Genomic DNA, 25,374 nt, shown 5'->3' with positions numbered 1-25,374 from the left:
TCGTCGAGCTTGTCGTTTTTAGCGTTCATGTCCAGAGCCACGCCGCCTTTGCCATAGCCATCCTTTGCGGGCACGGCCCTCTTGGCCACCGGCGTCGCGTGGGCGATGGCCTTGGGCGCGGGCGCCTTGGGCATTGGCTTGCCGGCGCGCACCACGGCATGGGCGCTGCCGTCGACCTTGAAATAGGCAATCGCCTGCTGCAACTGCTCGGCCTGGCTGGAGAGTTCTTCCGAAGTGCTCGCCATTTCCTCGGAGGCCGAGGCGTTCTGCTGAATCACCTGATCGAGCTGCTGGATGGCCTTGTTGACCTGCTCGGCGCCGGCGTCCTGCTCCTTGCTCGCGGCGGCGATCTCCTGCACCAGCTCGGCGGTTTTCTGGATGTCGGGCACCATCTGCGTNCTCGCCATTTCCTCGGAGGCCGAGGCGTTCTGTTGAATCACCTGATCGAGCTGCTGGATGGCCTTGTTGACCTGCTCGGCGCCGGCGTCCTGCTCCTTGCTCGCGGCGGCGATCTCCTGCACCAGCTCGGCGGTTTTCTGGATGTCGGGCACCATCTGCGTGAGCATCTTGCCCGCCTGTTCGGCAATTTCAACGCTCGATCCCGAAAGATCGCTGATCTCGGCGGCCGCGGTCTGGCTGCGTTCGGCGAGTTTGCGCACCTCGGCGGCCACCACCGCGAAGCCCTTACCGTGCTCGCCAGCACGCGCGGCTTCAATGGCGGCGTTCAAGGCCAGCAGGTTGGTCTGGCGGGCGATCTCTTCAACAATCGAAATCTTGTCGGCGATCTGCTTCATGGCGGTCACGGTCTTGCCCACGGCCTCGCCGCCCTGACGGGCGTCCTGGGCGCTCTTGGCTGCAATTTTTTCCGTCTGCATGGCGTTGTCGGCATTCTGCCGGATGTTGGCCGCCATCTGCTCCATGCTGCTAGAGGCCTCCTCGGCGGCGGCCGCCTGCNGCAATTTTTTCCGTCTGCATGGCGTTGTCGGCATTCTGCCGGATGTTGGCCGCCATCTGCTCCATGCTGCTAGAGGCCTCCTCGGCGGCGGCCGCCTGCTCGGTGGCGCCCTGGCTCATTTCCTCGCTGCTGGCGGAAAGCTGCTGGGAACCAGCCGCCACGTTGTCGGAGGAGCCGCGCACATCGCTGACGACATCGCGCAGTTTCTCCACCATATTGTTCAGGGCCGAGGCCAACTGGCCGATNCCAGCCGCCACGTTGTCGGAGGAGCCGCGCACATCGCTGACGACATCGCGCAGTTTCTCCACCATATTGTTCAGGGCCGAGGCCAACTGGCCGATCTCATCCTTCTGGTCGATGTCGAGCTGCTGGCTCAGATCACCTTCGGCAATGCTCTCAGCGAAAGCCACGCCCTTGATGATGGGGCGGGTGATGATGCGGGTGAGGATGAAACCAAGACCAAGAGCAAGAATAACCCCGACGACCGCGCCGGCAATTGCGAGTGCTTCAGCTTGCACCGCGTCCTGATGTGCTTCGATAACTGACTGCTCTGCAACTTGTTCGTTGATCTGAATAATCTGCGCAAGGAGGTCCATTGCTTCATCATAGCGCGCGCGGGACGCACCCATGGCCTGGGCTTCCATGGCCGCATAAAGGCTCTCGGCGGTTGCCGCCTCCGCCAGGAGTTGATCAAAGCGGGCAAAGGTGCCTTGGGCGCCGGGAATAATCGTCGTCAATAGTAGGTCTTCCGCGCCGCGTATGTCACCTGCGAGAACGCGTTGCTGGGCGCTGGCGATCCCTTGGTGGAAGGGGCCGTGGTTGTCGTTGACGCCCGCCAGGATGTCACGGATTTGGCGATTGTCCGTTTGAAAGCCGGCCATCCAGCGCCCGAAATTGCAGGCCGTGTGATCATCGCCGCCCCGAAATGGCTGGCCATCGCGAATCATGGTCATCACGCGTCCCATCAGCTCGTGGTGGTCGCCGCGAAACTGCTGGAGTTCGGCGCGCAACCGCACGGGATTAAGAACCCCGGTGGCTTCAAGCTCGCGAGACATGCGGGTGAATTCTTCATTCTGACGCCTGAATTCGTCCCAAACGGGCACGAACTGGCGCCACAAAATTTCCTCCTCAGAAGTTTGCGGCAACGGGGCATAGATATCCAAGGCCGCCTGGATACGCTGAAGCCCTCTTTCTATATTCTGATACTGTCGGTTGCGATCCTCCATGGGCATGCGCGGATTCAGCAGAGAGCGCTGCGCCATCATGATGACCCCCGAGGCGGCGTCAACGTCCAGCAAGCTTTGAACACTCGGCAACCTCACCTCACCAACCTCGGTAAGATGCCCATCGAGATTATCCACTCCACGCCAACCGATAATGCCGACCGCTAAGGTGATCAACGCCACAAGGATGAAGCCGCAAGTGAGTTTGACGCCAATCTTCAGATTTTTCATGTTCCACTCCTTAAAGGGCTGAACGTGAACCGCGATGTGCTATGGACTTTCAGGCAAACGCCATTTTCTCAGCCTCGCCGCCCGCAACGCCGGCCAACTCCTCGCCGCTGAACACCCGGTCTATATCGAGAAGGATGATGAACTGCTCCTCACGCTTACCCATGCCCTGGATGAACTCGGTGCGCAGGCGCGTGCCGATGCGCGGCGCGGGCTCGATCTGGCCGGGGTCGAGATCGAGCACTTCCTCGACCTGGTCGGCGAGCACGCCAAGCACGGTGGTTTCACCCTCCATGGCGATTTCGACGATGATGATGCAGGTGTTGACGGTCTGCGGCGTTGGCGCCATGCCGAATTTGACGCGCAGATCGATGACCGGCACCACCCCGCCGCGCACGTTGATCACCCCGCGCATGAAATCAGGCGATTTGGGCACCTTGGTGATGGCGGTGTAGTCGAGCACCTCGCGCACCTTGGCGATGCCCAGGGCGAAGATTTCGCCGTCGAGCTTGAACGTCAGATACTGGTTGGTTTCGTTGAAGCCGTCCTCACTCACGGTCATGCCTCCTGTCCGTTGTCAGTTGTCAGTTGTCAGTTGTCAGTTGTCAGTTGTCAGTTGTCCGTGGCGCCGCCTACGCGCGACTCAGGACTATTTTTGCCCTGTTGCCAGGCGCTCTTCCAACTCCGCGCCGTGGACGAGCTGGGGCACGTCGAGGATCAGGGCCACGCTGCCGTCGCCGAGGATGGTGGCGCCGGAGATGCCTTGCACGTCGCGATACATGCGCCCGAGGGATTTGATCACCGTCTGATGCTCGCCGATGACCTGATCGACGACAAAACCCACGCGCCGCCCTTCCAGGGTGGTGATGACCACCTGTTCGATGTCGGGGCGCGCCGCGTCCATGGCAAACCAGCGGCGCAGGGGCAGATAGGGCACCAGTTGATCGCGCACCCGCACCAGGTTGCGTCCGTGGGCGGCGGCCACATCCTGCGCGGTGAGTTCGATGCATTCCTCCACCAGGGACAGCGGCAGCACGAAACGCTCTTTGCCGATGGCCACCAGCAGGCTCTCGATAATGGCCAGCGTCAGGGGAATGCGCACGCGAATGGTGGTGCCCTTGCCCTTCTCGCTGCGGATGTCGATGCTGCCACGCAGCGCCTCGATGGCGCGGCGCACCACGTCCATGCCCACGCCGCGGCCTGAAACATTGGTCACGTTCTGCGCGGTGGAGAAGCCCGCGCCGAAAATGAGCTGGAACAACTCGTTGTCGGAAGGCTCGTCCTGCTCGTCGAGCAGCCCCTTGTCGATGGCCTTGGCGCGGATGGCGTCGCGGTCGAGGCCTTTGCCGTCGTCGCGGATTTCAATCACCACGCTGTCGCCGGAATGGATTGCGGAGAGATGAATGGTGCCCTGGCGCCGCTTGCCCGCCACCTGGCGCAGGTCGGGCATTTCGATGCCGTGGTCGATGCTGTTGCGGATGATGTGCACCAGGGGGTCGTTGAGCCGTTCGATGACGGTCTTGTCGAGTTCGGTGTCGGCGCCCGAGGTTTCCAGCTCGATTTCCTTGCCCAATTCATGGGAAAGGTCGCGCACCAGGCGCTTGAATTTGCTGAAGGTGGTACCGATGGGCAGCATGCGAATGTTGAGGGTCAGATCCCGCAACTCCTCCACCAGTCGCTCAACCTCTTCGGCGACGGCGGTCAGGATGGTATCCTCGCGGCCAGCGGCGGTCTGCGAGAGACGCGACTGCACGGTGACCAGCTCGCCGACCAGATCGACCAGCTTGTCGAGACGCTCGGCCGGCACGCGCAGGCTGGAGGCGGCATCGGCTGGGGGACGGGTCTGACGCTGCTTGTCGAGTACCTGCTGTTCGGCCAGTGCCGAAGCGATGGCGCCTGGTTTGACCAAGCCGTCTTCCACCAGCATTTCGCCAAGGCGCTTGCGCGTGGCCAGCACCCGCTCGAGGTCGGCGGCCTGGATTTCGCCGCGCTCGACGAGAATTTCGCCGAGCAGTTTGCGGCTGTCGCCGTCGTCAAGACATCCGTCCTCGTCGATGGCCGTGATTTTTACCTCGCTGTCATCCTCGACGAAGATAAAGACATCGGCAATGGCGTTGCGATCCGCGCTGGTCGAGAGAATCACGTCCCAGTAGAGGTAGCAGGCTTCGGGATTGAGATCCTCGATGGGCGGAATGTGATCGGTCTGGGCGACCACCCGGCCCTCACCCAGTTCGCAGAGTTCACGCAGCAGAGAGAGGGGATTGGTGCCGTTGGCGAAAATATCCGGCGCGGGGCGAAAGCGGATGCGCCAGGTGCGCGTATCGGCCTGTTCCGTCGCACCTGAAACGACCCCTTCGGGCGTGGGGCGCGCCGCGGCCTCTGGGATCTGCGGCAGAAATGCGCGAAACGCCGTCACCAGATCCGCGGTCTGGGCGCGATCAACTTGCGGGCCCCCGTCCGCGGCGTCAAGCATGGTCTTGATCTGATCGCGCGCCAGCAGGCACAGGTCGACCATTTCCTTGGTGACCGCAATATCGCCGTTGCGCACCAGATCGAAAACCGTTTCGATTTCGTGTGTAAAGGAGGAAATTTCGTCGAAGCCGAACATGGCCCCCGAGCCCTTGATGGTGTGCATGGCGCGAAACACGCGCCCGATGACATCCATGTTGCGGGGATTGTCCTCCAATTCAAGGAGGGACGTTTCCAGCTCGGCCAGAAGTTCATAAGCCTCTTCGCGGAAGGCCTCGTTTGGTCGCTCGCTCATTGCATCAATCCCGTCGCATCCGTGGGTTGTCCGGCTTACAGCCAGAGGCAGTATTTGCGATCATTGGACATTGGACAGGCTTCATGGCGCGACAGCCCGGAGAGGCGCAGCACCTCGGGCCAGGGGCCGGCGTCGAGTCCCGTCATGCGCAGCGCGCACCCTTTCACCACCGCCGCGCGGTGCGCGGCGCACAAAGCTTGCAGCCCGGCGACATCGACATCGCCGACGTCCGCGCCGTCAAGCACCAGATCCGCGCAGGATTCCAGCGCCTGCATCAACGTCTCGCGCAGTGCGGCGGCTTCAACCACGGTGAGAACACGGCCCAGATGCAGCCGCCCCGCCTGCCGCCCGTCAGCATTCAGGCTCTTTTCCCATACGAAATCACTCATCACCCCGCCCCTTAACCGAGAACCTTCTTCACCACGCCGACAAGCTTCTGCGGATCGAAGGGCTTAACCAGCCAGCCCGTGGCTCCCACCGCCTTGCCCTTGGTCTTAAAGGCATCGCCGGCTTCGGTGGTCAGCATCAGAATCGGGGTAAATTTGTATTTGGGATGAGCGCGCAATTTCTGCGTCAGGGTGATCCCATCCATGCGCGGCATATTGAGGTCGGTGATTATCAAGCTGAAATTGCCGCTGCCGGCCAGATCCAATGCCGCCTGGCCATCGGCCGCCTCGGTGACCTGATAACCGGCACCCTTCAGGGTGAAGGACACCATCTGCAGTATTGAACGGGAATCGTCGACGGCAAGAATATGTTTACTCATGTGGTATGACCCTCCTGGCTGTTCTGATTCGACCTGCAAGGACGATTCGTGCATTGTCCTTGCGGCTAAAACAATTCGATATCGCCTTCATCCATGCTCTTCTGCGACACGGGATTGTGGCTGGCCTTCTCCAGCAGGCGGCTGGCTTCTTCCAGGGCCGTTTTGAAGTCTTCCAGCCGGTTCCGGCATTCGTCGCTGAGATCCTCCCCCGCGCCACGATGCTCCAGGGACAGCACCGCCAATCCACCGAGCAGGCTTTCGAGATTTTCCACCCGGCTGTTGACTGTACCCAGCACCTGCGTCGCCATGTCCTGAAATTGCAAAGAGGTCACGGCATGGCGCACCTCGGTGGCGACCTGCTCGGAAGATTGGGAAATTTCGCGCCCCGAGGCTTCGACACCGGCATTGAATTCACGGGTCTTATCCATCAGGGCGTCGACCCGTTGGCGAGCGCTGCCGGTCACCATCTGGTCCTGGGAGGCCATTTGATTGACGATCTTCTGCGCATCGGCCAGAGCCTGAGATATGCCTTCCACGGAGGAGCCGATCTGGTCGCTGAAACGGTTGGAGCGGATGGAAAGGCTGCGCACCTCGCCGGCCACCACCGCGAAGCCCTTGCCCGCCTGTCCGGCGCGTGCCGCTTCGACGGCGGCGTTGATGGCCAACAGGTTGGTCTGATCAGCGATTTTTTTCACCTCGCCAAGCAACCCCAACACGGTCTGGAACTGCCGACTGGTCTCGCTCATGGACTGCACCATGGTGCGCGCCATGTCGCTGTTGCGCCCGATGGCGTCGGTAAAAACCTTGAGCACCTCATCGATTTCCGCCAGGAAGGTTTCAAAGCTCAAGCCGTTCTGCGCGCCGCCGCCTTTTCCGGCCAGCCCCAGGGCCAGTTCCTGCTGGCGGCGGGTCTGCTCTTCAAGGCCGGTGAAGCTGTTGATGAGCTTTTCAATGGCATCGGCAAGCAGAGTGCGCACCTGGTCATTTTCGGTTTTGATGTTGGAAAACTGGCCGTTGAACTGCTTTGCCAAAAATTCGAACAGAGATTTCGTGCGACTGGTCAGATCCGCGAGGTGTTGATTGGTTTGCTGCCATTGTCGGCGTTCACGCAGGCGCAGCAGATGCAGGGCCCCTCCCAGCAGACCCGCCCAGAGCAGGGCGGTCGCTGCGGTCAATACCAAAGCCAGAGGATCGGCGCCTTTGAGCATCAGCACAGCCAGTATCGCCAGAGTCGCACCACCGGCCACCCCTGCGGAAAGCGTTACTGGATTCATAGACCGCCAGAATTGTTTCATGCGCATTCCCTCCCTCGCCGGGCGAGGATCATAAATTAAGAAATCCAAAAGCTAAAAAGATGTTAGTCTGTTTTAATTGCAATTTCAACATTTATTTGAGTTAATTTTTTTCGCAATCGACAAACAAAGTCTCTCTTAAGAAAAAACACATCTCAATCAATCGCTTGGAAAATCGTTACGGAACACAGAAAAAATGCGAGGGGATTTTTTGCGGGGAAAAAAAGAAAATCAGGAAACCGCTTCGGTCGTTTCGGGGGGCGACGAGGAATGGCCGGCGCGGGCCAGGGGCAGGGTAAAGAAAACGGTCGTGCCTTCGCCGGGAGCGCTTTCGAGCCAGACACGCCCGCCGTGCGCTTCGACAATATGTTTGACGATTGACATGCCGAGGCCGGTGCCGGCAATGGCAATATTGGAAGAGTCGGCGCGATAGAATTTTTCAAAAACCCGCGCCGTCTGTTCGGCGGTCATGCCGATGCCCCAGTCACGCACCCGCAATTGGTAAAAAGAGCCTTCGGCATAGCCGCTGACGCGCACCCGACGCCTGCCGGAGGCGTATTTGACGGCGTTGGACAGCAGGTTTTCCATAACCTGGGCGCATTTTCGCCGATCGACCAGCAGATCGGCAGCCGCAGGGGACAGACTGACCTCGAATTCGGCATCGGGATGCTGCAAACGAAAATCGCGGATGACGGGCAAAAAGAGGCGCTCCGGCTCGCAGGGCTCGAGCTGCAGTTCGATTTCGCGCCCGGCCTCGATGCGGCTGAGATCCAGCAGATCATCGACGATGGCCGAGAGGGCGTCGGCCTTTTCGAAAATATAGGTCAAAAACTCCTGACGCTGCTCGGGGCTGAAATCATCGCGACTCAGCAGCAATTCGGAAAAACCGAGTACCGTCGCCAGGGGCGTGCGGAACTCATGCGCCACTGTGGAGATAAACTCGCTTTTCATGCGATCGATCATGCGCGCCTGGGTCACATCCTGACAGAGGATCAGGATGCCGTCGCGGCCTGCGTTCTGGGCATGAATCGCCGAAGTGCGTGCCCCAATGATGCGCCGCGCGCCCTGGACATCAAGTATCTCCACATCAAATGCCTGTTCTCCATCTTTCGCGGCCAGAACATTGCGGATGTGCGGCAACAGAGCGCTGCCCCTGAGCAATTCGTCGACGGAACAGCCCGCGAGGGGGCCATCACCCAGGGAAAACATGGCGCGCGCCGCTTCGTTGACCACAATGACCTCGCCGGCTTCGCTGACCACCAACAACCCGTCGCCCACCGAGCGCAGGATCGCGTCGATGCGCTCACGCGCCTGGCGCGCCTCGGCCAGAGCCGACTCCAACTCGGCGGTGCGCTGAGAAACTTTTTCTTCCAGGTCGTCGCGCGCCTCGCGCAGAGCCTCTTCCATACGCTGGCGTTCAGCCATCTCTTCTTCGAGCAGATCGTTGGCCTGACGCGTTGCCTCGAATTCCACCATCAGGCGATTCTGAGCGTCTTCCAACTGCCGCGAAGTGCGCCCGAGCATCACGTAAGAGAAGCCGAAGAGCATTCCGCCGAAACCCAAGGTCAGAAAACCGCCGACAACCATGGAGCGATTGAACAGGGCAAGTCTGTCGGTGACATCGAACATCAGCAACACATCGCCGACGTCTATCCCTTCGGCGTTGCTCAGGGGCAATAGACGTCCACGCAGGGTTCGTCCGTTAGAATCCATCTCGAAGGCCAGATGCAGATGCTCGGCGTGATCGAAGTCCAAAGCTTCGGCGAAGCCCTCCGGCAGCCTGTCGAGGGATTGATCAAGGACCACGTGGTCGGCAAAGCGCTCCCATGCGCCGCTGCGACCGCGCAAGGCCATGCCCTGCTCCCAAAGATCCCGATCAAGAAAGCGCTTTTCCAAGACCACAACGTATTCGATGCCGAGGCTCGCGCGCAGCCGTCCCATGAACAAATCGACATCTTCGCCCGCCTCGATAAAACCGATCCGATCGCCGGCCGCGTGCCAGGGCAACACCACCCGGTGCGTGAAGGTGCCCAAAGGACCCAACTCGACACCGCTGCTCATGCGGTCCTCCTCGGCGGCCTCGCGCAAGGTGAACCTGTTGATGAGATCCCCGTGAAAATCGGGTTTGTGGCTGCGCAGAAAAACACGCCGGTCGGGAAAATGAAAATAGAGGTGCGATATGCCGTTGGGTTTGAGAACGTCCTCGAAAAGCTCCCGGGTGTATTCATCCAGTTTCTCGCGGTCACCGCTGTCCATAACGTGCTGCAGATGCGGATCGCGGGCAAGCAGTTCGAGGGCCAGGCTCATCTGCACAGCACGCTCATTGCGCAACTCGAGGGACAGGGTCTGCGCCGTCTCGTAATACTGATCGAGGGCCGCGTCGACCTCCTGGAGCTTTATCTGGTAAATGCTGAATAGAAAGGTGGCGAGCAGCAGAAGCAGGGTGCAGGTCAGGGGCAGAAGAATATGTTTGCGGATGCTGTTGGCGCCCATAGAAACCCGCGGTCGCGCTCCCAAGTTAGAAATAAAAAGTAAAATCGCTTAATGTTTAAAATTATTATATCATGCCGCCACTTCTGTCAATGGTCGATTTTGCGTTCCCGCGACTTCCCCCCCCAAAAAAAAGAGAGGCGGGCCGCTTTGCTTGCGGACCGCCTCCCAGCGTTTCAGTGAACAATGAGATTTCCGGGATCAGTGGCCCTCTTCGGCATGATCGCTGTCCACTTTTTCCCAACCGGTCCACATGGGCTTGAAATAAGCCAGCGCGGTCTGCCCCAGGGTGGCCAGATACACATGGACGAACAAAAAGGCGATCAGGCAGCAGGACAGCAGAAAATGCACGCCGACCACGATTTTCACCCCGCCCAAGGCCATCACCAGTTGGCGCATGGGACCGATGTTGAGCAGCAGCAAGCCCGAGACGATGACCAGCGGCACCAGCACCGCCATGATGACCAGATAGGCCGACTTCTGCATGGGGTTGAACTTGGACTCGGGCGTTGCATGATGGGGATTGGGCTTGCCCCGAAAGTAGTTGAAGAAATAGAACATGGCCTGGCGGAAAAGACCGTACTGCAGATCGTCGCGGGTCGGCACGTAAAGAGCCACCAACTTGCGCGAGATCACCAGGTAGTAAATCAGCCACAGGCAGAAACTGACCGAAACAACGATGCCCGCGGTGTTGTGCAGTTCGATGGCGGCACGATAGCTGCCGAAGATGTTAATTTCCGGAAAGCGGATCTGGATGCCCGAAAGAATCAGGGCCAGGAATCCCAGGGCATTGAGCCAGTGCCAGATGCGCACGGGGGTTGGTTGCAGGTAGATGTATTTGCTCTGAGCCATGGCCTTAATGTCCTCCCTGACGATTTTTGCGGGTAAAGAAGCGCATCGTGCCGTGTCCGACGGGCAGCACCAGGCCGCCGGCGATGATCATGGCACCAAGAATGTCCATGGTCTTGTTGCGGGTGGCACCGACCATGTAGAAATTAGGCGTTCCGTAGAGGGCATCGAGAGCCGCGCCGCGTTCCACATCAAGCCTCTTGAAGGAGCCGTCTCCGCGGGGAAAGGCGAGGTAGCTCACCTGCATCGCCTCGGGCCCGGAGGCGTGACAGAAGGTGCAGTCCCAGCGGTTGTCGAGTACCTGAAAGTTATGGCTGACCTGCTCGGGCGTCATCATTCCCACCAGGTGCAGACCGCGAAATTCCCGGGCGGTGTTGAAAGCACGCAATTCTGCCAGGCTCACATGGCCGTCGCCGTCGCGGTCGACGAGTTCGGTGATGCTGCGCTCACCGGCAACTTCCTGCAACTCTTCGTTGCTCATCAGGACAAAATCGCCGTAGGCCTGCTTCTGCTTGACCAGGTACCAGGTTATGACCACCTCTTCCGAATCGGTATGGCAGGTGATGCAGGGCACCGCCTCGATATGCAGTCCGGCCTGGGGCAGCCAGCGATTGTGGCTGTCGACCATGCGCGACACCGAGTGGCAACCGATGCACATCAGGTTCATGTCGTAGCCACTGACTTCGGTAGGTCCACGTACGCTGTGGGGCTCGTGGCAATCGTTGCAGCTCGCCAGACCAGCATGGATACCGGCGTTGTATTCTTTCTCGACGTCGAAGTGGCAGTCGTTGCAGTTGACCGCGGCCAAGGCCATGCCGTCGTCGGGATGCTCATAGCCGGCATCCTCGTGGCATGCCACGCAGCCCATGTCGCCATGCCGAGTGGCGGCGAACTTATCCCCGTCAACATACAGGGCCTCGCCCACCATCCCGGCATCGCCATGACACATCAGGCAGTGGTCCGTGTCCGCGGCCCAACCGCCCGGCACCGCGACCAGGGCAATAAATGCCAGAAAATACATAAAAAATAGAAAAACCAGGTGTTTCGCTTTGATTTTCACGGTTTTGCCTCCCTGTCTATAAACCCTGGGCCGACCCAGGACAACCCCAGGCTGCAGACTGCCCACCTCATCTCCCGGAATTCTCGTTCAGCGCCGCGCTGAAGAGATCCCGCACATTGGATTATGCCCCTCCGGTCGGAAGCACGACCAGAACGACAAAACTTACGAAGTACGCGGCGAACAGAAAAAGTACGCTTTTTGTCGAGGTTTTCATGATTCATCTCCTTATTCGATATTCAATTTAATTATCCGGCTTCAGTTCAGATCAACGCGGCGTGAAACCCGCTTCTTATCAAGAGAGTCCTCAACCATCAAGCGCATGGCATAGAGTGCCGAGAACAATTGAGCCACCACGATGATGGCGCAGTAGAGCAGAAAGATGCTGATGACGATGCCGGCGAACCCGTCCATGACCCCGGGCACCGCCGCGGCAAGAGTCAATGCTCCAAGAAACAACCCGATGCAGACTAACGACCACGCTCCCCGTTTCATAGCAACCTCCCCCGTTTGGCCCGCGCGCCGGGGCACGGCCACATGCCGCGCCATTCCGATCCGCGGGGTCCTCCCCTGGTATCCCGCGGTTACTTGTTCTGGACTTTCTGCGGAGTGAACTCCTTGTCGCGAGCCACGGCCTTGACCACGCCCAGCATCATCAGCAGAGCGGGCAGCAATTGAGCGACGACGATCAGGGCGCAGAAACCAAGAAATACCCACACCACGAGGCCGCTGTTGTCCTGGCGCGCTCCTGCTGCCGCCAAGGCCGGTCCCGCGCCGGCCAGTACTACAATCAACGCTCCCAATAGACTTTTGACTTTCATGACATCCTCCTTTTTGTTGTTGATGGACGGATAAACCAAACGCGTATTCGTTTAATGCTGGCGCGATGCCGATCCCACATTGGCGAAAGCGCACTGCACGGCCAGTTTAAGTTCTTCTTTATCAGCGGCATTGACCGGTTTGAGGGCGTGATAAAAGATTCCCTCACTGCGCAGCTTGCGAATCTGCGGCAAAGACTCCTCGTTGGACACCAGAATGATGGTGAGGTTGCGGTTGCATTTTTTGATGATGGGAATCAGGTCAGCCGCGGGTATTTCATCGAATTCGCCGCTGAGCAGTATCACCTGGGCCTCTTTTTTGAAGGTATCGAGAAGCACCTGAGCCGCCGAGTCGGTCTCCACAACCTGGTAGCCGGCATTATCAAAAAAATCCGCAAGCTGTTTGCGCCCATCTTTATCTCTGTCAGCAATCAGCAGCACGCCCATGATTTCACCCCTTTCCCTTCATTTACCGCCCACCTGGCGTGGAACCCAAGATTGATTCAGCCTGAACGGCGCCCCTGGGATCCTCCACTCAGCTTGGCTTGCCTGGCGCTCTTGCCGAACAGCCCCTTGAGCAGAGAACCGAGCAGAATCAAGCCCGGAATCAACTGGGTGGCGACGATCAGCGCGAAGAAGCCGAAAAATATTTTTGTGACCAGGCTCGCACCTTCAAGTTCGCCGCCCGAAGCAGCAAAGGCACTTGTTGCGCCGACCAACACGATCAGGGTCATCAGAATCCGAATTTTCACGGCTGGCCTCCTTTGCTCAATGCACTTACTTACCTACATATCCAATCTGACCTTCCTATAGAGCATAAGCCGTACCAATTTTGAGAAAAATCGCGGATATAAATTAAACAATTGTTTTTATTGGATTTTTTAGACTTGCAGGAAGCGGTGCGAGGGAGAAATTTGCGTGTGAAGGTATAGGAAAATTATGCGGCACATGCAGGACCGGGGAGACGGGGCGCGCAAAGATGTCGCGTAATGCCTTGTTTTTTAAGTAATAAATTGAAAAAAGCGAGGGGTGTATGAAAGAGATATACTAAGGTGAGTTAAAAAATGAGAGGTTGCGTCGCAGCGATCAACCGCGCGCCCCGAACCAGGGAGCGCGGGGAGAAAACCTCAGGACAGGTCGCGATTCCGGAGCAGGCGCATAAGTAGCACGCCCAGAATGCTCAGCAGCAATCCGACACAGATGCCGAGATAACCAAAGGCCTCGCCGGTTCCCAAACCAAGGATAAAATCATTGCGATAAAAGGCCCACAGAACGAGTCCCCCGAAAACGGCCAATCCGCCCGCGACGAAAACGGCAAGCGCCGCTATGCCCAACCCGAGCCCAGGAATCTTGACGGGTTTGATTTCTTCTTTTTTGCTCATGGAGAACTCCTTGCGAAAAGTTGCGCCGGAGTCTATCACCCCTGAGCGTCCGCCGCAAGACCTGCACGCGTTTAAAACCCTTCGGCGCGGCTCAGAGCAGAGCCAAAAAACGAAAAGATTAAAATCAGACAAAAACCTGTTATTGCTGGCATTTCTGTATTTTTTTGTTGCTCGGACAGGCAACTTTTGGCATACTCGCGCCTGTTTTATGCAATTGTTTACGGCATCTGCCGTCCTGTATTTAGAAAGATTGGGGGGGAATCCGCCATGCCTATGCTTTCCGGGCATTCCCGGGGCTTTACCCTGTGGGAATCGCTCATTGTTCTGCTAATCCTCTCAGTGATCGCCGCTCTCTCCTTCCCCAATCTGCGCCACTGGCAGATCCGCATGCAGGAAAACGCCGAGGCGCGCGCCCTGCTGGCCGCCTTTCAACAGGCGCGCTCCGAGGCAGCGCGCAGCAACGGGCGCGCCTTCCTCGAATTTACCCCGGCCGAGGAGCCCCCGGCTCAAACGCGCGGCGGCTACCGTATTCTGGCCACGGACAGCGCCGGGCAGTTGCGCGAAATCCAGGCATTTACGCCCCTTCGAGCCTTGCACCTCGAAGGGGTCGGCTTTGCCCAGGGATCGGCGCGCGCCGGGTTTGACTTCCGTGGGATGCCGACTCACGGCAGCGGCACCCTGTCCTTGCGCAGCCCCCATAATGGCTCGGTTCACAGATTGACCATGACTCTCTATGGCGCCGTGCGTCTGAATCCATGAACAGCCCAAAACGAAGGAGCAGATTCCGGTTTCGTCCGCGCGGCTTTACCCTCATCGAAGTGATGTTGGCCCTGGCCCTGACGGGGTTGGCGGCAAGCGCGATCTTCGCGCTGTATCGCAGTCACCAGGACGCTTACTCGGCCAACGTGCGACTCATGGAGGACCAGAGCAGGTTGCGCGCAGCCATGGCCGTTCTCACCAGCCATCTGCGCAGCGCCGGTTTTGACCCTACCGAACGGGCCGGTGCCGGCATTGTCAGTGCCCGCACCGATTACCTCTACATCACCCGCGACCTGGGCGGCGTAGGCTCTGGACCCCATGCCGGCACGCCGGACGGACAACTGACGGCTCCAGGTGAGCATATCGCCTTCTGCCTATACGGCGGCGACACCCTGGGCATGCACAGCGGCAGAAGTGGCGGCGGCAGTTGCTCGGGCAGTGGGCAGAGGGCCGTCGACCGGCCCGGAATGGGTTATCACCAGCCCCTCGCCGACAACCTTGCCGGGATCAGCTTTCGCTACTTTGTCAGCGATGAGGACGGCAATCTGGAGGAACGCGCGCCTGATCCCATCAGCGGCGAGGTTGCATCTCCCGGAGAAATCCGGCGCATCGACGTCAGCCTGACAACGGTCTTCATCTTGCGCGGCCAGGAGCGCCGCCGTTTGCTGAGCGAAACCGTATATTTGCGCAATATGGGACCATGATACCCATCAAATCTCGACAAGGATTTACCTTACTCGAAGTACTCATCGCCCTGAGTCTGTTTGCCGTTGGGCTGCTGGCCGTCGCCACTTTGCAAGGCACGGGGCTTCGTGCCGCCGGCGCGGCGGAGCTGCGCACCCAGGGACGGGCCGCGGCCAAAAGCCTTGCCGAACACCTGCTGGCGTTGCCCTACGACCATGACGATTTACAGGACGTCAACGGCAACGGCCGCGCCGGACTCGATGACCGCGACGACGAAGATGCACCGGCCGATCACGTTTGGGAACCACCCGGCATCGCAAGAATCCGGGTGTTCTGGAATATCGCCGAAGACGATCCGGTTCCCGGTCTCAAGACGGTGCGGATCCTGGCCCTCTGGCAGGCACAGGGCGGCAAGCAGAGCACCACCCTGGAATTCATTCGCGCAGCGGGGTTCTGATAGAACGGGCTTCCCGCAGAGGTGCGATGAACGCAAAGCAGAGAATTACCTCGGTTATTGCAGGAGGAGAACATGCACCTGAAAACCAACCTTCGCAAGCAGAACGGCGCGGCCCTGCTGATCACTCTCATGGTCTTGGCCCTACTCACCCTGCTGGGCATGGCGGTCACCTCGGCAGCCCTGGTCGAGACCTGCATCACGCGCAATGAAACGGTTCGCGACCTGGCCTTTTATCAAGCCGAGAGCGGCTGGCAGTACGGGCTGTTCTGGCTGGAAAGCCAGCCCGGGGCGATCAGGGAAGACCTGGGCAGCCTGAGCGCGCCGAGCGGCTGGGCAGAGGCTTTTTCCAGCGCCGCGGCCGGTGCGCCCCAAAACCTGGACGCCGCCGACGGGCAGAGCAGCTTCGCCGTGTCCATCCACTATCTCGGTACCAGTCAGCCGCCCCTGTACAGCACCGACTTCCGGCGCATCGACTACAGCATCCACGCGCGCGGTTACGGACCCTTGCAGGCGCAGTCGCTCATCGAAGTCAGCGCCGGTCGCATCATCCACGGCGATGGGTACTGAGATGGCGCGCCCACTGCCGACCTTGGCGCTCCTGCTTCAGTTCCTGATGTGCGCCCCATTCCCGGCGTCCGGAGTGGAATTGTTCGGGGTCCCGCAATTTCCGCCCTCGGCCAAACGCGCCTTGCAGCAAGACTGCGAGCACCAGGTTACTGCCGTTGACGAACTATCCACGGACTTTCCGCCATCCTGGATCGCGGGCGCCGGCCCGACTGCTATCAGCAACGCACCTGACGGACCCGACTTGCTGCTGCGCACGCGCTTTGCTCCCGCGCAGGCACGCGGCGATCTCGAAGCCTTCCGTCTGCCCGTTCCCGACCCCCTGCCCCCCGACCACAGCCCTCTGTGGTCGGCCGCAGCCCTGCTGGACGCCAGGGTGCCCGCGACGCGCCACATTCTTACCCCCGGCGACGACACCGCCCACCGCCTGCTGCCCCTGCGCGCGGCAGGGCAAACCCTGAGTTATTTTGAGCAACTCTGGGGCCTGGACGCGACCGCAACGGCGAACACCATCAATGCAATTCGCGCGCTGCCCCTGGGCACCATCATCCATTCCGCCCCCCTGGTCGTGGGCGCGCCTCAAGCCCATCATCGCGCAGAGGATTATGCGGCCTTTCGCCACCGGCACCAGAGACGTCCGACCCTGATCTATGCCGGAGCCAACAACGGCATGCTGCATGCCTTCTACGCCTTCGGCGGCCCGAACACCCCTGCCGGCAGCGAGGCCTGGGCCTATCTTCCCGCCAGTGTTCAGCAGCGCCTGGGAAATACCCCGGAGAGCGGCCACCGCTATCTGGTCGATCTGGCGCCCATGGCCGCCGATGCCCGGGACAGCGCCTGGGGCTTCGGGGAAAACGCCTGGAAAACCGTGCTCATCGGCGGCAGCGGCCTGGGCGGTCCCGGCTATTTTGCTCTGGATATTACCAAACCCACGCCCCAGGGTGTCGCTCTGCTGTGGGAAGCCCACCCTTTCTCCGGCGCTCGGGCTTCGACGCGCCCGGTCATCGGCCCGATTCTCCCGACCAAACGCTGGGCCGCCCTGTTCACCAGCGGCGTGCGTGAAGATGACCAGCGCGGCGGCCTGCGCGCCCTGGCCCTGAGCGACGCCACGGCCCTGCCCCTGGGTCCCGGCGGCGCGCGCACCCTGCATGCCGGCGTCAAAGGCGAAGCGAACCCCTACTACACCCTGTCCGATCCGGTGGCCATCGACAGCAGCGGCGACGGCTATCTCGACCTGATCTATGCCGGTGACAGCGAAGGCCTTCTCTGGAAGTTTTTCTACGACGCGCAAATTCGTGCCTGGCGCGCCACGGCCCGTTTCGACACCGGCGGCCGGGCCATCAGCGGGCGTCCGACCCTGGCCTTTGATGGCCGCGGCGATCTGCGCGTCTATTTCGGCACCGGCCGCTATCTCATCGACGCGGAGCATGACGACAGCCACCGCAACGCTTTCTACGGGCTCATCGAGCGTCGCCGCAAGGATCATCCCGCGCACCCCTTCGGCCAGACGCCGTTTGCTCCTCAGACCCCGGCCGAGTTGACCGATGTCACCGGCCTGGCCCATGAGAACGCCGTGCACTGGCTGAAGGCAGAGGAAAAAGAAAAACTCAGGGAACAGGGCTGGTACTTTTTGCTGGATCCTCCGGCGGGAAATCCGGCCGAGCGCATCACGGCCACGCCGCTGGTGGTGGCGGGGGTGGTCTTTTTCACTTCCTTCACGCCCACCGCGGGCCCCTGTGGGTTCGGCGCCGAAGAGGCGCGACTCTACGCCGTCTCTCACGACAGCGGCATACAGGCGCGCCATGGCAGACGGACCGTACTGAGGCATGGCAAGAGCGGAGACTTGCCCGCGGGGCGACGCTACGAACGACTCGGCTCCGGCACGCCAGGCGGGCTGCTATGGCGTTTCGGCAGTCATGGACAGCCCGGCACCCTGCTGTCATCCAGCGGAGATACGTCCCTGCGCGCACTCAGCCCGACCCTCCCCGCCAGACCCACCTCGCTGCGCGCCTGGCGGGAGCTGCTGCCCTGAAAAGCCCGACCGGCAACGATTTCCGCCGAACCTGGCTCGGATATTGCTCTGCTGTTGCGGAGACTCACTTCTCCGGAGCGCAAAATGTTTCGTCCGCTTTTCAACCAAAAGGGGATAACCGTCCGCAATCTGCTTGTGCTTCTGTCCCTGATCGGCGCACTGGTCGGGAGCGCCCTGCTGTTTTCCTCGCCGGATTCCGCACCCCGTCCTGACACGCCGCAGCGGGAAGAGAGCTTCTCAACCCAGCGCCAGGCCTTGCAGCAGCTAGCCGGCGACTTGCGCACGCTGTCCACAAGTCTTGCCCATGCCCCCGCGACAAGCGGACTCATCAGTGCCGACGCGACCCATCTAACCTTTCGGGTCAATCCCCCCGGCGAAATGGCGGAAACCCTTGACCCCAGGCTGACCTACATCTTCTCCGCCGGCAACCTGGTGCGCAACGACGGCTCTTTTGCCCGGATTCTGGCCGCGGACATCGATTTTCTGGAATTCTCCTATATTCTCGCGGACGGACGCCGCTCTGCCGCTCCCCACGCCCGGGAATTCAAAGACATACGTGCTGTCGAAGTGACCCTCATCGCTCCCACGCACCAAGCGACCCCGGCTCCAGCCAGGCGCGTCTTTCGCCTGCCGTCGGGGGCAACCTTCACGGCACCGGCGAAGGGCCCGCCGCGCCGCATGCTTTCCACCACCGTTAATCTGCGCGTCGCACACCCCTGACTTCTCCAGCTTATCGGCTATAATTTTCCTGTGGCTGAAGTCGAAAAGAAATCCGTAACGATTCAGTTGCAATCCCCAGGCGCGCCGCAGCCCGTGGCGGTTGAGTGCTGAACAGGTACAAAAATCGGTTGCTATTCAGAATAGGGGCTCGCGGCATCCATGGCGCCGGACAAGCCCCAGGGAAGGGTTCATGCGGCCTTCGGCAGGGATGTCGCGAGCCCCTCCCCGGCCAGGGTGAACAGTTACAAAAATCCAGGGGAAAGGGTGTTACTCATGCAAGACAAAGTCAGCTTCAACATCAATGCGGAACTTTATGAGAACAACCTGGGCGAGTTGGCGGTCAAACTACCCGATGAGCGGGTCTACATCGACGTCGACGGCAGCGGGTCGACGGATTTCGCCGGGGATGCCGCGGCGGCCCTGTCCGGTCGGCGGCCCGAGAGCTGGCGCGAACTTCCCGGCCACGAGCTGCTTTACGGCAAGAACTGGCGCTGCATCAGCCGCTTCGGCTTCATCAACGGCGAGGAGAGCCAACCGGCCGTGGAATTTGAGGGCAGCCCCAGCGATTTCGGCGAACGCGCCCGCGCTTATCTTGGCCCGGCACTGAGTTGAAGTCTTTGGGTGTCGCCAAACCCGACCACGCAGCGATCTGAAAAATTCAATGGAAATGTCTTGCCCGGCGCCCACCAAGTGAGATAAAATGCCTTTAATTTTTCAACGGTTCAGCTACAACGCTAATCCCTCCGCAGGATCTGGCGGTTGAGTGCCGCGGCAAGCGTCTGAGCCGCAGGCGAGTTTTCACCGCAAGCGATGCCGCCGCGGCCTGGGATGCAGGCTGAATCAGTTGTAATCAGAATTTTCCTATCTCACCTACTGTCGGGAGCTGTTCATGGACGAGTTTTTTGACACCTGTGCCGAAATTGAAAGCACCATGAGCCTTATCTACCGCCGCATGGCCAATGCGGTTAAAGCGAATGAACGGCTCAAGGAAATGCTCTTGAAAATGGCCAAGGACGAAGCTGATCATGTCAACCAGATCCGTTTCGCAAGGTTACTGCCTTTCGAGGAAAATTTCTCAGGGGTCAGGATCCCCAAAGCCAAGCTCGACCTGATGCTGCTCAAAGCCCAGAGCCTGCTGCAGGACATCGAAACCTCGCCTCCGTCGGAAAAAGAGGCGCTGCTGCGCGCCATCGAATTGGAGGAGGACTTCATGCAGGTACATGTCGGATCGGCCCTGGAATTCAGCGACCCCAAGCTCAAAGAGCGTTTCCAGCGACTGGCCCGCGAGGATGAGAAGCACGTGGGCACCTTGCGTGATTATTTTCAGGAAGCTTATCAGCGTTCGGCCTGAGCGAACCTCGGAGTGAAATTCCATAAAAAATGCAGACGGCCCATACAGCCTGTCTGCATTTTTTATGGGGCTTAATGATTCTACGTCGCGATCGGCACTGCCGCACGCGGCCAACTGCGTCTATAATGAAAAATCATCGTGCATTGTCCCTTGCCTGCCATGGCGCAACTAGGGTAAAAGAACGTCAATCCTGGTTGGCCCCTTTGAACGAAGAGGCAATGCCGTAACCTTCCCTTCGGACTGGATCCCTATGAAAGCCATCGCGGCGGAGTTGGCCTACTTTTTTCGCGGCCAGGCGCGCAAGAACATCAAACTTCTCACTCTCTACTGCTCGTTCCTGGCGGGTCTGGTGATAATGTACGCCTGGCTGTTCCGGGTTCTCATGTGGGAATTGGAGGGACGTGAATATTCTTTCATCACGGGCATATACTGGACGATAACCGCCATGTCCACCTTGGGCTACGGCGACATCACCTTCAGCAGCGATCCGGGATTTCTGTTTTCCGCCATCGTGACGCTATCGGGGGTGGTTTTCATGCTGATTCTGCTGCCATTCGGCATGATCAGTCTGTTTCTCGCTCCCTGGATCGAACAGCGCCTGCGCTACCGCGCCACCTTGGAATTGCCGGAAGACACCGCGGGCCATGTTCTCATTTTCGGGTTTGATTCTGTCACACGCGCCCTGTCGCGCAACCTGCAAAACCGACACATCCCCTTCGTGATCGTTTCCCCCAGCCATGACCAGGCCGTGCGCCTTGAGGAAGAGGGCTTCCGGGTCGTCTTCGGCACGCCCACCGACGCGAAGTCCCTGCGCGGCGCGCGGGTGGAAAATGCCAGACACATCATCGCGAATCTCAGCGACCCCGAAAACACCAACCTGTGCCTAACCGCCCACGCGATGTGCACCACACCCATCGCCACGTTGGTAAGCGAGCCGGACAACAGGGATCTTTTGCGCCTGGCCGGTGCCGATCAGGCCATTCCCCTCAAACGCATCCTCGGTCATTACTTGGCCAGCCGCGCAACGACCCGCGGCGCTCAGGCCCATATCATCGATTCCTTCGGCGCCCTGCAAATCGCCGAAATCCCCGTGCAGGCCACACCCTTTTCCGGGCAGTCCCTGTCCGATGCAAAAATCCGCCAGAGTACCGGTTTGGCGGTAATCGGCCTCTGGGAGCGGGGGCATTTCACCACACCGCACGCCGACACGCATCTGTCCCCCAAGGCCCTCATGGTACTGGCCGGCACGCGCGAGCAGTTGCAGGCCCTGGAGCAGATCACCGGCGAAGAGGAAGCCGAGGACAGGATCCTGATTCTCGGGCATGGCCGCATCGGTTGCGCAGCGGCCGGTTTTCTCGAACAGCGCGCAGTGCCCTTTATCCTCATCGACCGCGAGGCCAATGTCGACTGCCTGGACCATGTGGCGGTGATCGGCGACGCCACCAGTTCCAAAGTGCTGAACGATTCGGGCATCGAGTCCGCCAAGGGCCTTATTGTCACCACCAATGACGACAGCACCAACATCTTTCTCACCCTGGCCAGCCGCCACATCAACCCCGACATTCGCATCGTCGCACGCGCCAATCAAGAGGAGAACGTCGATCAACTCTACGCCGCGGGCGCGGACTTCGTGGTCTCCAACGCCTCGGTGGGCGCCAACATTCTGAGCAATATCCTGGAAGGCAAGGAATCGATTTTTCTCACCGAGGGCATCAACGTTTTTCGCCGAAGCCTGCCGCCCACGCTGGTCGGCAAGAGCATCAACGACTCACGCATCCGCCCCCTCAGCGGTTGCTCCATCGTCGCTCTGGAACGCGCCGACGGTCAACCGCCCCTGGTGGTACCGCCGCCGGAGACGATCCTTGAGCAGGGCATGGGGCTGATTCTCATCGGCAACCCCGAACAGGAAAAGACCTTCAGCCGCACCTTCCGCGACCGACGGCACTAAGGCGACATAGTTTGGGGGGAACAGAGGGGGTTCCTTCGGCTCTTCCCGAGCCCTAATTCTTCAGCAGATCCTGCTTAAGCTTGTCGTACTCTTCCTGGGTAATCAGTTCCCTTTCCAGCATCAGCACCAGCCGCGCCAGTTCGCGCCGGCGCATGGCTTCGGGGTCTTCCAGACGTGGCGCCTCTTCGACGAGCCTGCTTTCGATGGCGCGGGGCTGGTCGCCTTCGCTGAATTGTCCCGGTCGACCGAAACGCACCGAAGCCAACCCGCCGAGAAAGCTGATCTCCAGGGGCCGATCACGCAGAGAGGGATCGTTGAGCGCACCACCGATATTGAGAGCACCTTTTTTTATGCGGCGGTAAAACAAATAGGCTGACAGACCGATGAGCGCCACCCCGCCGAGAAAAATCCACAGCATGTACTCCACCACGCCGCGCAGAAACACCACCAGCAGGGCCACCACCAGCATCAGCAGAGCATGCAGAACCAATATGAGATAGCCGGCGAAAATCCCCTTGAGAATTCCGCCGTCCTCTTTTTTTTCACGCGCCATAAAACCTCCACGAGCAGAAATCCGAACACCAGGCAGCTATTGTAGCAGCAGCCCCCCCCTTTCCCGCCAGCATTTTCGCCGCCGTCGGCTTGTCGCCCCACGCAAGTGCGCTAAAATATTAAAAAAGAACGGCAACTGTTACGCTGCGGCGCTGTCGGACGCCGCAGCGTAACAGTGACAAAGAGTAAAGGAGCGAACCATGTCGCGATCCGTGGTTATCCTGGGCGCAGCGGGACGGGATTTTCACAATTTCAACGTCGTCTTTCGCAACGACCCGAACTACCGGGTGCTGGCCTTCACGGCCGCCCAGATTCCCGACATCGCCGGGCGCCGCTACCCGTCGGCCCTGGCCGGACCTCTGTACCCCGACGGCATTGCCATTCTTGAAGAGCGCGCCCTCGACGCCCTGCTGCAAAAACAGCCCGTCGACGAAGTGGTGTTCGCCTACAGTGACGTGCCCCACATGGAGGTCATGCACCTGGCGTCCCTGGTTCTGGCGCGCGGCGCCGATTTTGTGCTGCTCGGTCCGCGCCGCACTCAGCTTGTGGCAACGCGGCCGGTCATTTCGGTGGGCGCGGTCCGCACCGGCTGCGGCAAATCATCGGTTACGCGCAAGCTCTGTGAGTTGGCCGGAGAACTCAACCTGCACCCTGTGGTGGTGCGCCACCCCATGCCCTACGGTGATCTTGCCCGCCAGGCCGTACAGCGCTTCGCCTCTTACGAGGACCTGGATCGCCATCAATGCACCATCGAAGAACGCGAGGAATACGAGCCGCTGCTCGATGAAAAACAGATCGTCTATGCGGGCGTCGACTATCAGGAAATTCTGCGGCAGGCGCAGGCCGAGGCCGATATACTCATCTGGGACGGCGGCAACAACGATCTGCCTTTCTTTCATCCGGATGTACACATCGTGCTTCTCGACCCTCACCGCCCAGGCCATGAACGCCTGTATTTTCCCGGAGAAAGCAATCTGCTGAGCGCCGACATCGCGATCATCGCCAAAAGCGATTCCGCAATGCCCGAGGACATTGCCGCTGTGCGGCGCAGCATCGCTCAGCTGCGCCCCCACGCCGAGGTGATTCTCGGCCGCTCAGAGCTGCTCATGGAACAACCCGAGGCTATTCGCGGCAAACGGGTACTGGTGGTAGAGGACGGCCCCAGCCTCACCCACGGGGGCATGGCCTTCGGCGCCGCGACCCTGGCCGCCCGACGCGAAGGCGCGGCACAGATTCTCGACCCGCGTCCCTATGCGCAGGGCGCGTCGGCACAGGTTTATCAGGATTATCCTCATCTCGAAAACGTACTGCCGGCCATGGGCTACGGAGCCGAACAAATGGCCGATCTGCAGGCCAGCATCAATGCCGTGCCCTGTGATCTGGTGCTGTTTGCCACGCCCAGTGACCTGTCGCGCCTTCTCACTATCAAGCATCCCAGCCTGCGCGTGCGTTATGGCTATGCCGACGGGGGCAGTCCCACCCTGGCGCAAGTGCTGCGGCCGCGACTGCAGGCGCTGTGCGAGGAACGCGGGAGAAGCCTATGAACGCCAGAGCCGATTTACCCCTGCTGCTCGTCGCTCTGGGCGGCAACGCCTTGGTACGCGCCAATGAAGAAGGCACAATTACCCAGCAGTTCGCCAATCTGGAGCGGCCGGCGCGCCAACTGGCAAGGCTGACAACCAGCCATCGCCTTGTCATCACCCACGGCAACGGCCCGCAGGTGGGCAATCTGCTCCTGCAGCAGGAAAGCTGCCGCGAAGTACCGCAACTGCCCCTGGAAATCCTCGTCGCCCAGACCCAGGGCCAGATCGGCTACATGATCGAATCGTCCCTTGATGCTGCTTTCGCCGCGGAGGGCGTGAATGATCCGCCACCGATGTTGAGTCTCATCAGTTATGTGGTCGTTGACGCCGAAGATCCGGCTTTTCAGCATCCCACCAAACCCATCGGCCCTTTTTATAAAAAGCGCCCCCAGGCCGAATTCCCGCTGGTGGAAACGCCCCAGGGCTGGCGGCGGGTGGTGGCCTCGCCCGAGCCCCGGAGCGTCGTCGAGAAACGCGAAATCCGCCTGCTCACGAAGCAGGGCTTTGTCGTCATCTGCTGCGGGGGCGGCGGGATACCGGTGGTGCGCGAAGGACGGGGGTTTCACGGAGTGGAGGCGGTCATCGACAAGGATTTGGCCAGCGCGCGGCTGGCGCGGGAGGTGGGGGTCGAGTTGTTCATTATTGCCAGCGACGTCCCCGGCGTGGCGCTGAATTTCGGTACGCCGCAACAACGCTTCGTGCGCCACCTGAGCGTGACTGAGGCAGGCAGGCACCAGGAAGACGGACAGTTCGCCCCAGGTTCAATGGCCCCGAAGGTTCAGGCATGCCTGCGCTTTCTCGCAGACGGAGGACGCCGCGCCCTGATCTGCGCCGTCGAGGACATTGAAGCCGCGGTGGCAGGCGAGGCCGGCACCGAATTTTTCCCGGAATGAGTCTTTA

25 protein-coding genes and 2 pseudogenes are annotated in these 25,374 nt (G+C 60.3%); 11 read left to right on the top strand and 16 right to left on the bottom strand.

The features are described 5' to 3' along the window. Window positions 1-187: 187 nt before the first annotated feature. From GFER_RS19845 to GFER_RS16860, 15 genes and pseudogenes are all read right to left on the bottom strand, one after another. Window positions 188-1,428, bottom strand: a pseudogene (locus tag GFER_RS19845) (methyl-accepting chemotaxis protein); the annotation flags it as partial. Window positions 1,429-2,010: 582 nt separating this feature from the next. Then, a pseudogene (locus GFER_RS19840) lies at window positions 2,011-2,409 on the bottom strand (MCP four helix bundle domain-containing protein); the annotation flags it as partial. A gap of 49 nt (window positions 2,410-2,458) precedes the next feature. Beyond that, window positions 2,459-2,968, bottom strand: coding sequence for a chemotaxis protein CheW (locus GFER_RS16920; RefSeq protein WP_040101228.1), 510 nt, complete (start codon window positions 2,966-2,968; stop codon window positions 2,459-2,461). An 87-nt stretch (window positions 2,969-3,055) separates the two neighbouring features. After that, a complete protein-coding gene (locus GFER_RS16915) occupies window positions 3,056-5,170 on the bottom strand; it encodes a chemotaxis protein CheA (RefSeq protein WP_040101227.1) in 2,115 nt (704 codons plus the stop codon). A 35-nt stretch (window positions 5,171-5,205) separates the two neighbouring features. Beyond that, window positions 5,206-5,559 (bottom strand): STAS domain-containing protein, encoded by a 354-nt coding sequence (locus tag GFER_RS18010; RefSeq protein ID WP_052446543.1) that lies wholly within the window; start codon window positions 5,557-5,559, stop codon window positions 5,206-5,208. Window positions 5,560-5,570: 11 nt separating this feature from the next. Next, entirely contained in the window at window positions 5,571-5,936 is a 366-nt protein-coding gene (locus GFER_RS16905; protein ID WP_040101226.1) for a response regulator, read from the bottom strand. A gap of 65 nt (window positions 5,937-6,001) precedes the next feature. Beyond that, window positions 6,002-7,231, bottom strand: a complete 1,230-nt coding sequence (locus tag GFER_RS16900) for a methyl-accepting chemotaxis protein (protein ID WP_040101224.1) — start codon at window positions 7,229-7,231, stop codon at window positions 6,002-6,004. A gap of 228 nt (window positions 7,232-7,459) precedes the next feature. Beyond that, entirely contained in the window at window positions 7,460-9,721 is a 2,262-nt protein-coding gene (locus GFER_RS18005) for an ATP-binding protein (RefSeq protein ID WP_052446542.1), read from the bottom strand. 198 nt (window positions 9,722-9,919) lie between these two features. Then, a complete protein-coding gene (locus GFER_RS16890; RefSeq protein WP_040101222.1) occupies window positions 9,920-10,570 on the bottom strand; it encodes a cytochrome b/b6 domain-containing protein in 651 nt (216 codons plus the stop codon). A 4-nt stretch (window positions 10,571-10,574) separates the two neighbouring features. After that, window positions 10,575-11,627, bottom strand: a complete 1,053-nt coding sequence (locus tag GFER_RS16885) for a multiheme c-type cytochrome (protein ID WP_040101221.1) — start codon at window positions 11,625-11,627, stop codon at window positions 10,575-10,577. Window positions 11,628-11,882: 255 nt separating this feature from the next. Beyond that, window positions 11,883-12,119, bottom strand: coding sequence for a hypothetical protein (locus tag GFER_RS16880; RefSeq protein WP_139172207.1), 237 nt, complete (start codon window positions 12,117-12,119; stop codon window positions 11,883-11,885). An 89-nt stretch (window positions 12,120-12,208) separates the two neighbouring features. Further along, complete coding sequence (locus tag GFER_RS16875) at window positions 12,209-12,445, bottom strand: hypothetical protein (protein ID WP_040101219.1); 237 nt, start codon at window positions 12,443-12,445, stop codon at window positions 12,209-12,211. A 51-nt stretch (window positions 12,446-12,496) separates the two neighbouring features. After that, window positions 12,497-12,889 carry a response regulator gene (locus GFER_RS16870; protein ID WP_040101218.1) on the bottom strand — a complete coding sequence of 131 codons (393 nt, stop codon included), beginning with the start codon at window positions 12,887-12,889 and terminating at the stop codon, window positions 12,497-12,499. Window positions 12,890-12,945: 56 nt separating this feature from the next. Then, window positions 12,946-13,194: a hypothetical protein gene (locus GFER_RS16865; protein WP_235264122.1), complete on the bottom strand. Its 249-nt coding sequence runs from the start codon at window positions 13,192-13,194 to the stop codon at window positions 12,946-12,948. A 375-nt stretch (window positions 13,195-13,569) separates the two neighbouring features. After that, window positions 13,570-13,824: a hypothetical protein gene (locus GFER_RS16860; protein ID WP_040101217.1), complete on the bottom strand. Its 255-nt coding sequence runs from the start codon at window positions 13,822-13,824 to the stop codon at window positions 13,570-13,572. Window positions 13,825-14,091: 267 nt separating this feature from the next. Between GFER_RS16860 and GFER_RS16855 the strand changes: the two genes are divergently transcribed. The 9 genes from GFER_RS16855 (at window position 14,092) to GFER_RS16815 (ending at window position 22,339) form a co-directional block, all read left to right on the top strand. Beyond that, window positions 14,092-14,583: a GspH/FimT family pseudopilin gene (locus GFER_RS16855; protein WP_040101216.1), complete on the top strand. Its 492-nt coding sequence runs from the start codon at window positions 14,092-14,094 to the stop codon at window positions 14,581-14,583. Next, window positions 14,580-15,287 (top strand): prepilin-type N-terminal cleavage/methylation domain-containing protein, encoded by a 708-nt coding sequence (locus GFER_RS16850; protein ID WP_040101215.1) that lies wholly within the window; start codon window positions 14,580-14,582, stop codon window positions 15,285-15,287. Before GFER_RS16855 ends, GFER_RS16850 begins: the two co-directional genes overlap by 4 nt. After that, the gene (locus GFER_RS16845) at window positions 15,284-15,724 is read left to right on the top strand and encodes a type IV pilus modification PilV family protein (protein ID WP_040101214.1); all 441 of its coding nucleotides are present in this window, start codon (window positions 15,284-15,286) and stop codon (window positions 15,722-15,724) included. The genes GFER_RS16850 and GFER_RS16845 overlap by 4 nt, the downstream gene beginning before the upstream one ends. A 72-nt stretch (window positions 15,725-15,796) precedes the next feature. After that, window positions 15,797-16,291, top strand: coding sequence for a PilX N-terminal domain-containing pilus assembly protein (locus tag GFER_RS16840; protein WP_040101212.1), 495 nt, complete (start codon window positions 15,797-15,799; stop codon window positions 16,289-16,291). Window position 16,292: 1 nt separating this feature from the next. Continuing rightward, window positions 16,293-18,320: a pilus assembly protein gene (locus GFER_RS16835; RefSeq protein WP_040101211.1), complete on the top strand. Its 2,028-nt coding sequence runs from the start codon at window positions 16,293-16,295 to the stop codon at window positions 18,318-18,320. Between the two features lie 84 nt (window positions 18,321-18,404). Beyond that, window positions 18,405-19,040, top strand: coding sequence for a hypothetical protein (locus GFER_RS16830; protein ID WP_040101210.1), 636 nt, complete (start codon window positions 18,405-18,407; stop codon window positions 19,038-19,040). A 273-nt stretch (window positions 19,041-19,313) separates the two neighbouring features. After that, window positions 19,314-19,652, top strand: a complete 339-nt coding sequence (locus GFER_RS16825; RefSeq protein WP_040101209.1) for a hypothetical protein — start codon at window positions 19,314-19,316, stop codon at window positions 19,650-19,652. Between the two features lie 277 nt (window positions 19,653-19,929). After that, a complete protein-coding gene (locus tag GFER_RS16820; RefSeq protein WP_040101208.1) occupies window positions 19,930-20,391 on the top strand; it encodes a ferritin family protein in 462 nt (153 codons plus the stop codon). Between the two features lie 250 nt (window positions 20,392-20,641). Then, the gene (locus tag GFER_RS16815) at window positions 20,642-22,339 is read left to right on the top strand and encodes a potassium channel family protein (RefSeq protein WP_040101206.1); all 1,698 of its coding nucleotides are present in this window, start codon (window positions 20,642-20,644) and stop codon (window positions 22,337-22,339) included. Between the two features lie 52 nt (window positions 22,340-22,391). Here GFER_RS16815 and GFER_RS16810 read toward each other — a convergent pair whose 3' ends face one another. Further along, window positions 22,392-22,892: a hypothetical protein gene (locus GFER_RS16810; protein WP_040101205.1), complete on the bottom strand. Its 501-nt coding sequence runs from the start codon at window positions 22,890-22,892 to the stop codon at window positions 22,392-22,394. A 199-nt stretch (window positions 22,893-23,091) separates the two neighbouring features. Between GFER_RS16810 and GFER_RS16805 the strand changes: the two genes are divergently transcribed. Next, window positions 23,092-24,435, top strand: a complete 1,344-nt coding sequence (locus GFER_RS16805; RefSeq protein WP_040101203.1) for a cyclic 2,3-diphosphoglycerate synthase — start codon at window positions 23,092-23,094, stop codon at window positions 24,433-24,435. Beyond that, the gene (locus GFER_RS16800) at window positions 24,432-25,367 is read left to right on the top strand and encodes a carbamate kinase (protein ID WP_040101202.1); all 936 of its coding nucleotides are present in this window, start codon (window positions 24,432-24,434) and stop codon (window positions 25,365-25,367) included. The genes GFER_RS16805 and GFER_RS16800 overlap by 4 nt, the downstream gene beginning before the upstream one ends. Window positions 25,368-25,374 lie beyond the last annotated feature (7 nt).

The sequence above is a fragment of the Geoalkalibacter ferrihydriticus DSM 17813 genome, assembly GCF_000820505.1.
Taxonomy (GTDB): Bacteria; Desulfobacterota; Desulfuromonadia; order Desulfuromonadales; family Geoalkalibacteraceae; genus Geoalkalibacter; species Geoalkalibacter ferrihydriticus.
Note: the sequence above shows the minus strand (reverse complement) of the source record. Positions and strands in the feature narration are given on the sequence as shown.

Excerpts from the sequence above, each read along its gene's own strand:
- GFER_RS16835 (WP_040101211.1), top strand. The coding sequence starts at position 16,293 with ATGGCGCGCCCACTGCCGACCTTGGCGCTCCTGCTTCAGTTCCTGATG.
- GFER_RS16850 (WP_040101215.1), top strand. The coding sequence starts at position 14,580 with ATGAACAGCCCAAAACGAAGGAGCAGATTCCGGTTTCGTCCGCGCGGC.
- GFER_RS16880 (WP_139172207.1), bottom strand. The coding sequence starts at position 12,119 with ATGAAACGGGGAGCGTGGTCGTTAGTCTGCATCGGGTTGTTTCTTGGA.
- GFER_RS16900 (WP_040101224.1), bottom strand. The coding sequence starts at position 7,231 with ATGAAACAATTCTGGCGGTCTATGAATCCAGTAACGCTTTCCGCAGGG.
- GFER_RS16875 (WP_040101219.1), bottom strand. The coding sequence starts at position 12,445 with ATGAAAGTCAAAAGTCTATTGGGAGCGTTGATTGTAGTACTGGCCGGC.
- GFER_RS16840 (WP_040101212.1), top strand. The coding sequence starts at position 15,797 with ATGCACCTGAAAACCAACCTTCGCAAGCAGAACGGCGCGGCCCTGCTG.
- GFER_RS16805 (WP_040101203.1), top strand. The coding sequence starts at position 23,092 with ATGTCGCGATCCGTGGTTATCCTGGGCGCAGCGGGACGGGATTTTCAC.
- GFER_RS16870 (WP_040101218.1), bottom strand. The coding sequence starts at position 12,889 with ATGGGCGTGCTGCTGATTGCTGACAGAGATAAAGATGGGCGCAAACAG.
- GFER_RS16855 (WP_040101216.1), top strand. The coding sequence starts at position 14,092 with ATGCCTATGCTTTCCGGGCATTCCCGGGGCTTTACCCTGTGGGAATCG.
- GFER_RS16860 (WP_040101217.1), bottom strand. The coding sequence starts at position 13,824 with ATGAGCAAAAAAGAAGAAATCAAACCCGTCAAGATTCCTGGGCTCGGG.
- GFER_RS18010 (WP_052446543.1), bottom strand. The coding sequence starts at position 5,559 with ATGAGTGATTTCGTATGGGAAAAGAGCCTGAATGCTGACGGGCGGCAG.
- GFER_RS16920 (WP_040101228.1), bottom strand. The coding sequence starts at position 2,968 with ATGACCGTGAGTGAGGACGGCTTCAACGAAACCAACCAGTATCTGACG.
- GFER_RS16820 (WP_040101208.1), top strand. The coding sequence starts at position 19,930 with ATGGACGAGTTTTTTGACACCTGTGCCGAAATTGAAAGCACCATGAGC.
- GFER_RS16890 (WP_040101222.1), bottom strand. The coding sequence starts at position 10,570 with ATGGCTCAGAGCAAATACATCTACCTGCAACCAACCCCCGTGCGCATC.
- GFER_RS16825 (WP_040101209.1), top strand. The coding sequence starts at position 19,314 with ATGCAAGACAAAGTCAGCTTCAACATCAATGCGGAACTTTATGAGAAC.
- GFER_RS16810 (WP_040101205.1), bottom strand. The coding sequence starts at position 22,892 with ATGGCGCGTGAAAAAAAAGAGGACGGCGGAATTCTCAAGGGGATTTTC.
- GFER_RS16915 (WP_040101227.1), bottom strand. The coding sequence starts at position 5,170 with ATGAGCGAGCGACCAAACGAGGCCTTCCGCGAAGAGGCTTATGAACTT.
- GFER_RS16815 (WP_040101206.1), top strand. The coding sequence starts at position 20,642 with ATGAAAGCCATCGCGGCGGAGTTGGCCTACTTTTTTCGCGGCCAGGCG.
- GFER_RS16845 (WP_040101214.1), top strand. The coding sequence starts at position 15,284 with ATGATACCCATCAAATCTCGACAAGGATTTACCTTACTCGAAGTACTC.
- GFER_RS16830 (WP_040101210.1), top strand. The coding sequence starts at position 18,405 with ATGTTTCGTCCGCTTTTCAACCAAAAGGGGATAACCGTCCGCAATCTG.
- GFER_RS16905 (WP_040101226.1), bottom strand. The coding sequence starts at position 5,936 with ATGAGTAAACATATTCTTGCCGTCGACGATTCCCGTTCAATACTGCAG.
- GFER_RS16800 (WP_040101202.1), top strand. The coding sequence starts at position 24,432 with ATGAACGCCAGAGCCGATTTACCCCTGCTGCTCGTCGCTCTGGGCGGC.
- GFER_RS18005 (WP_052446542.1), bottom strand. The coding sequence starts at position 9,721 with ATGGGCGCCAACAGCATCCGCAAACATATTCTTCTGCCCCTGACCTGC.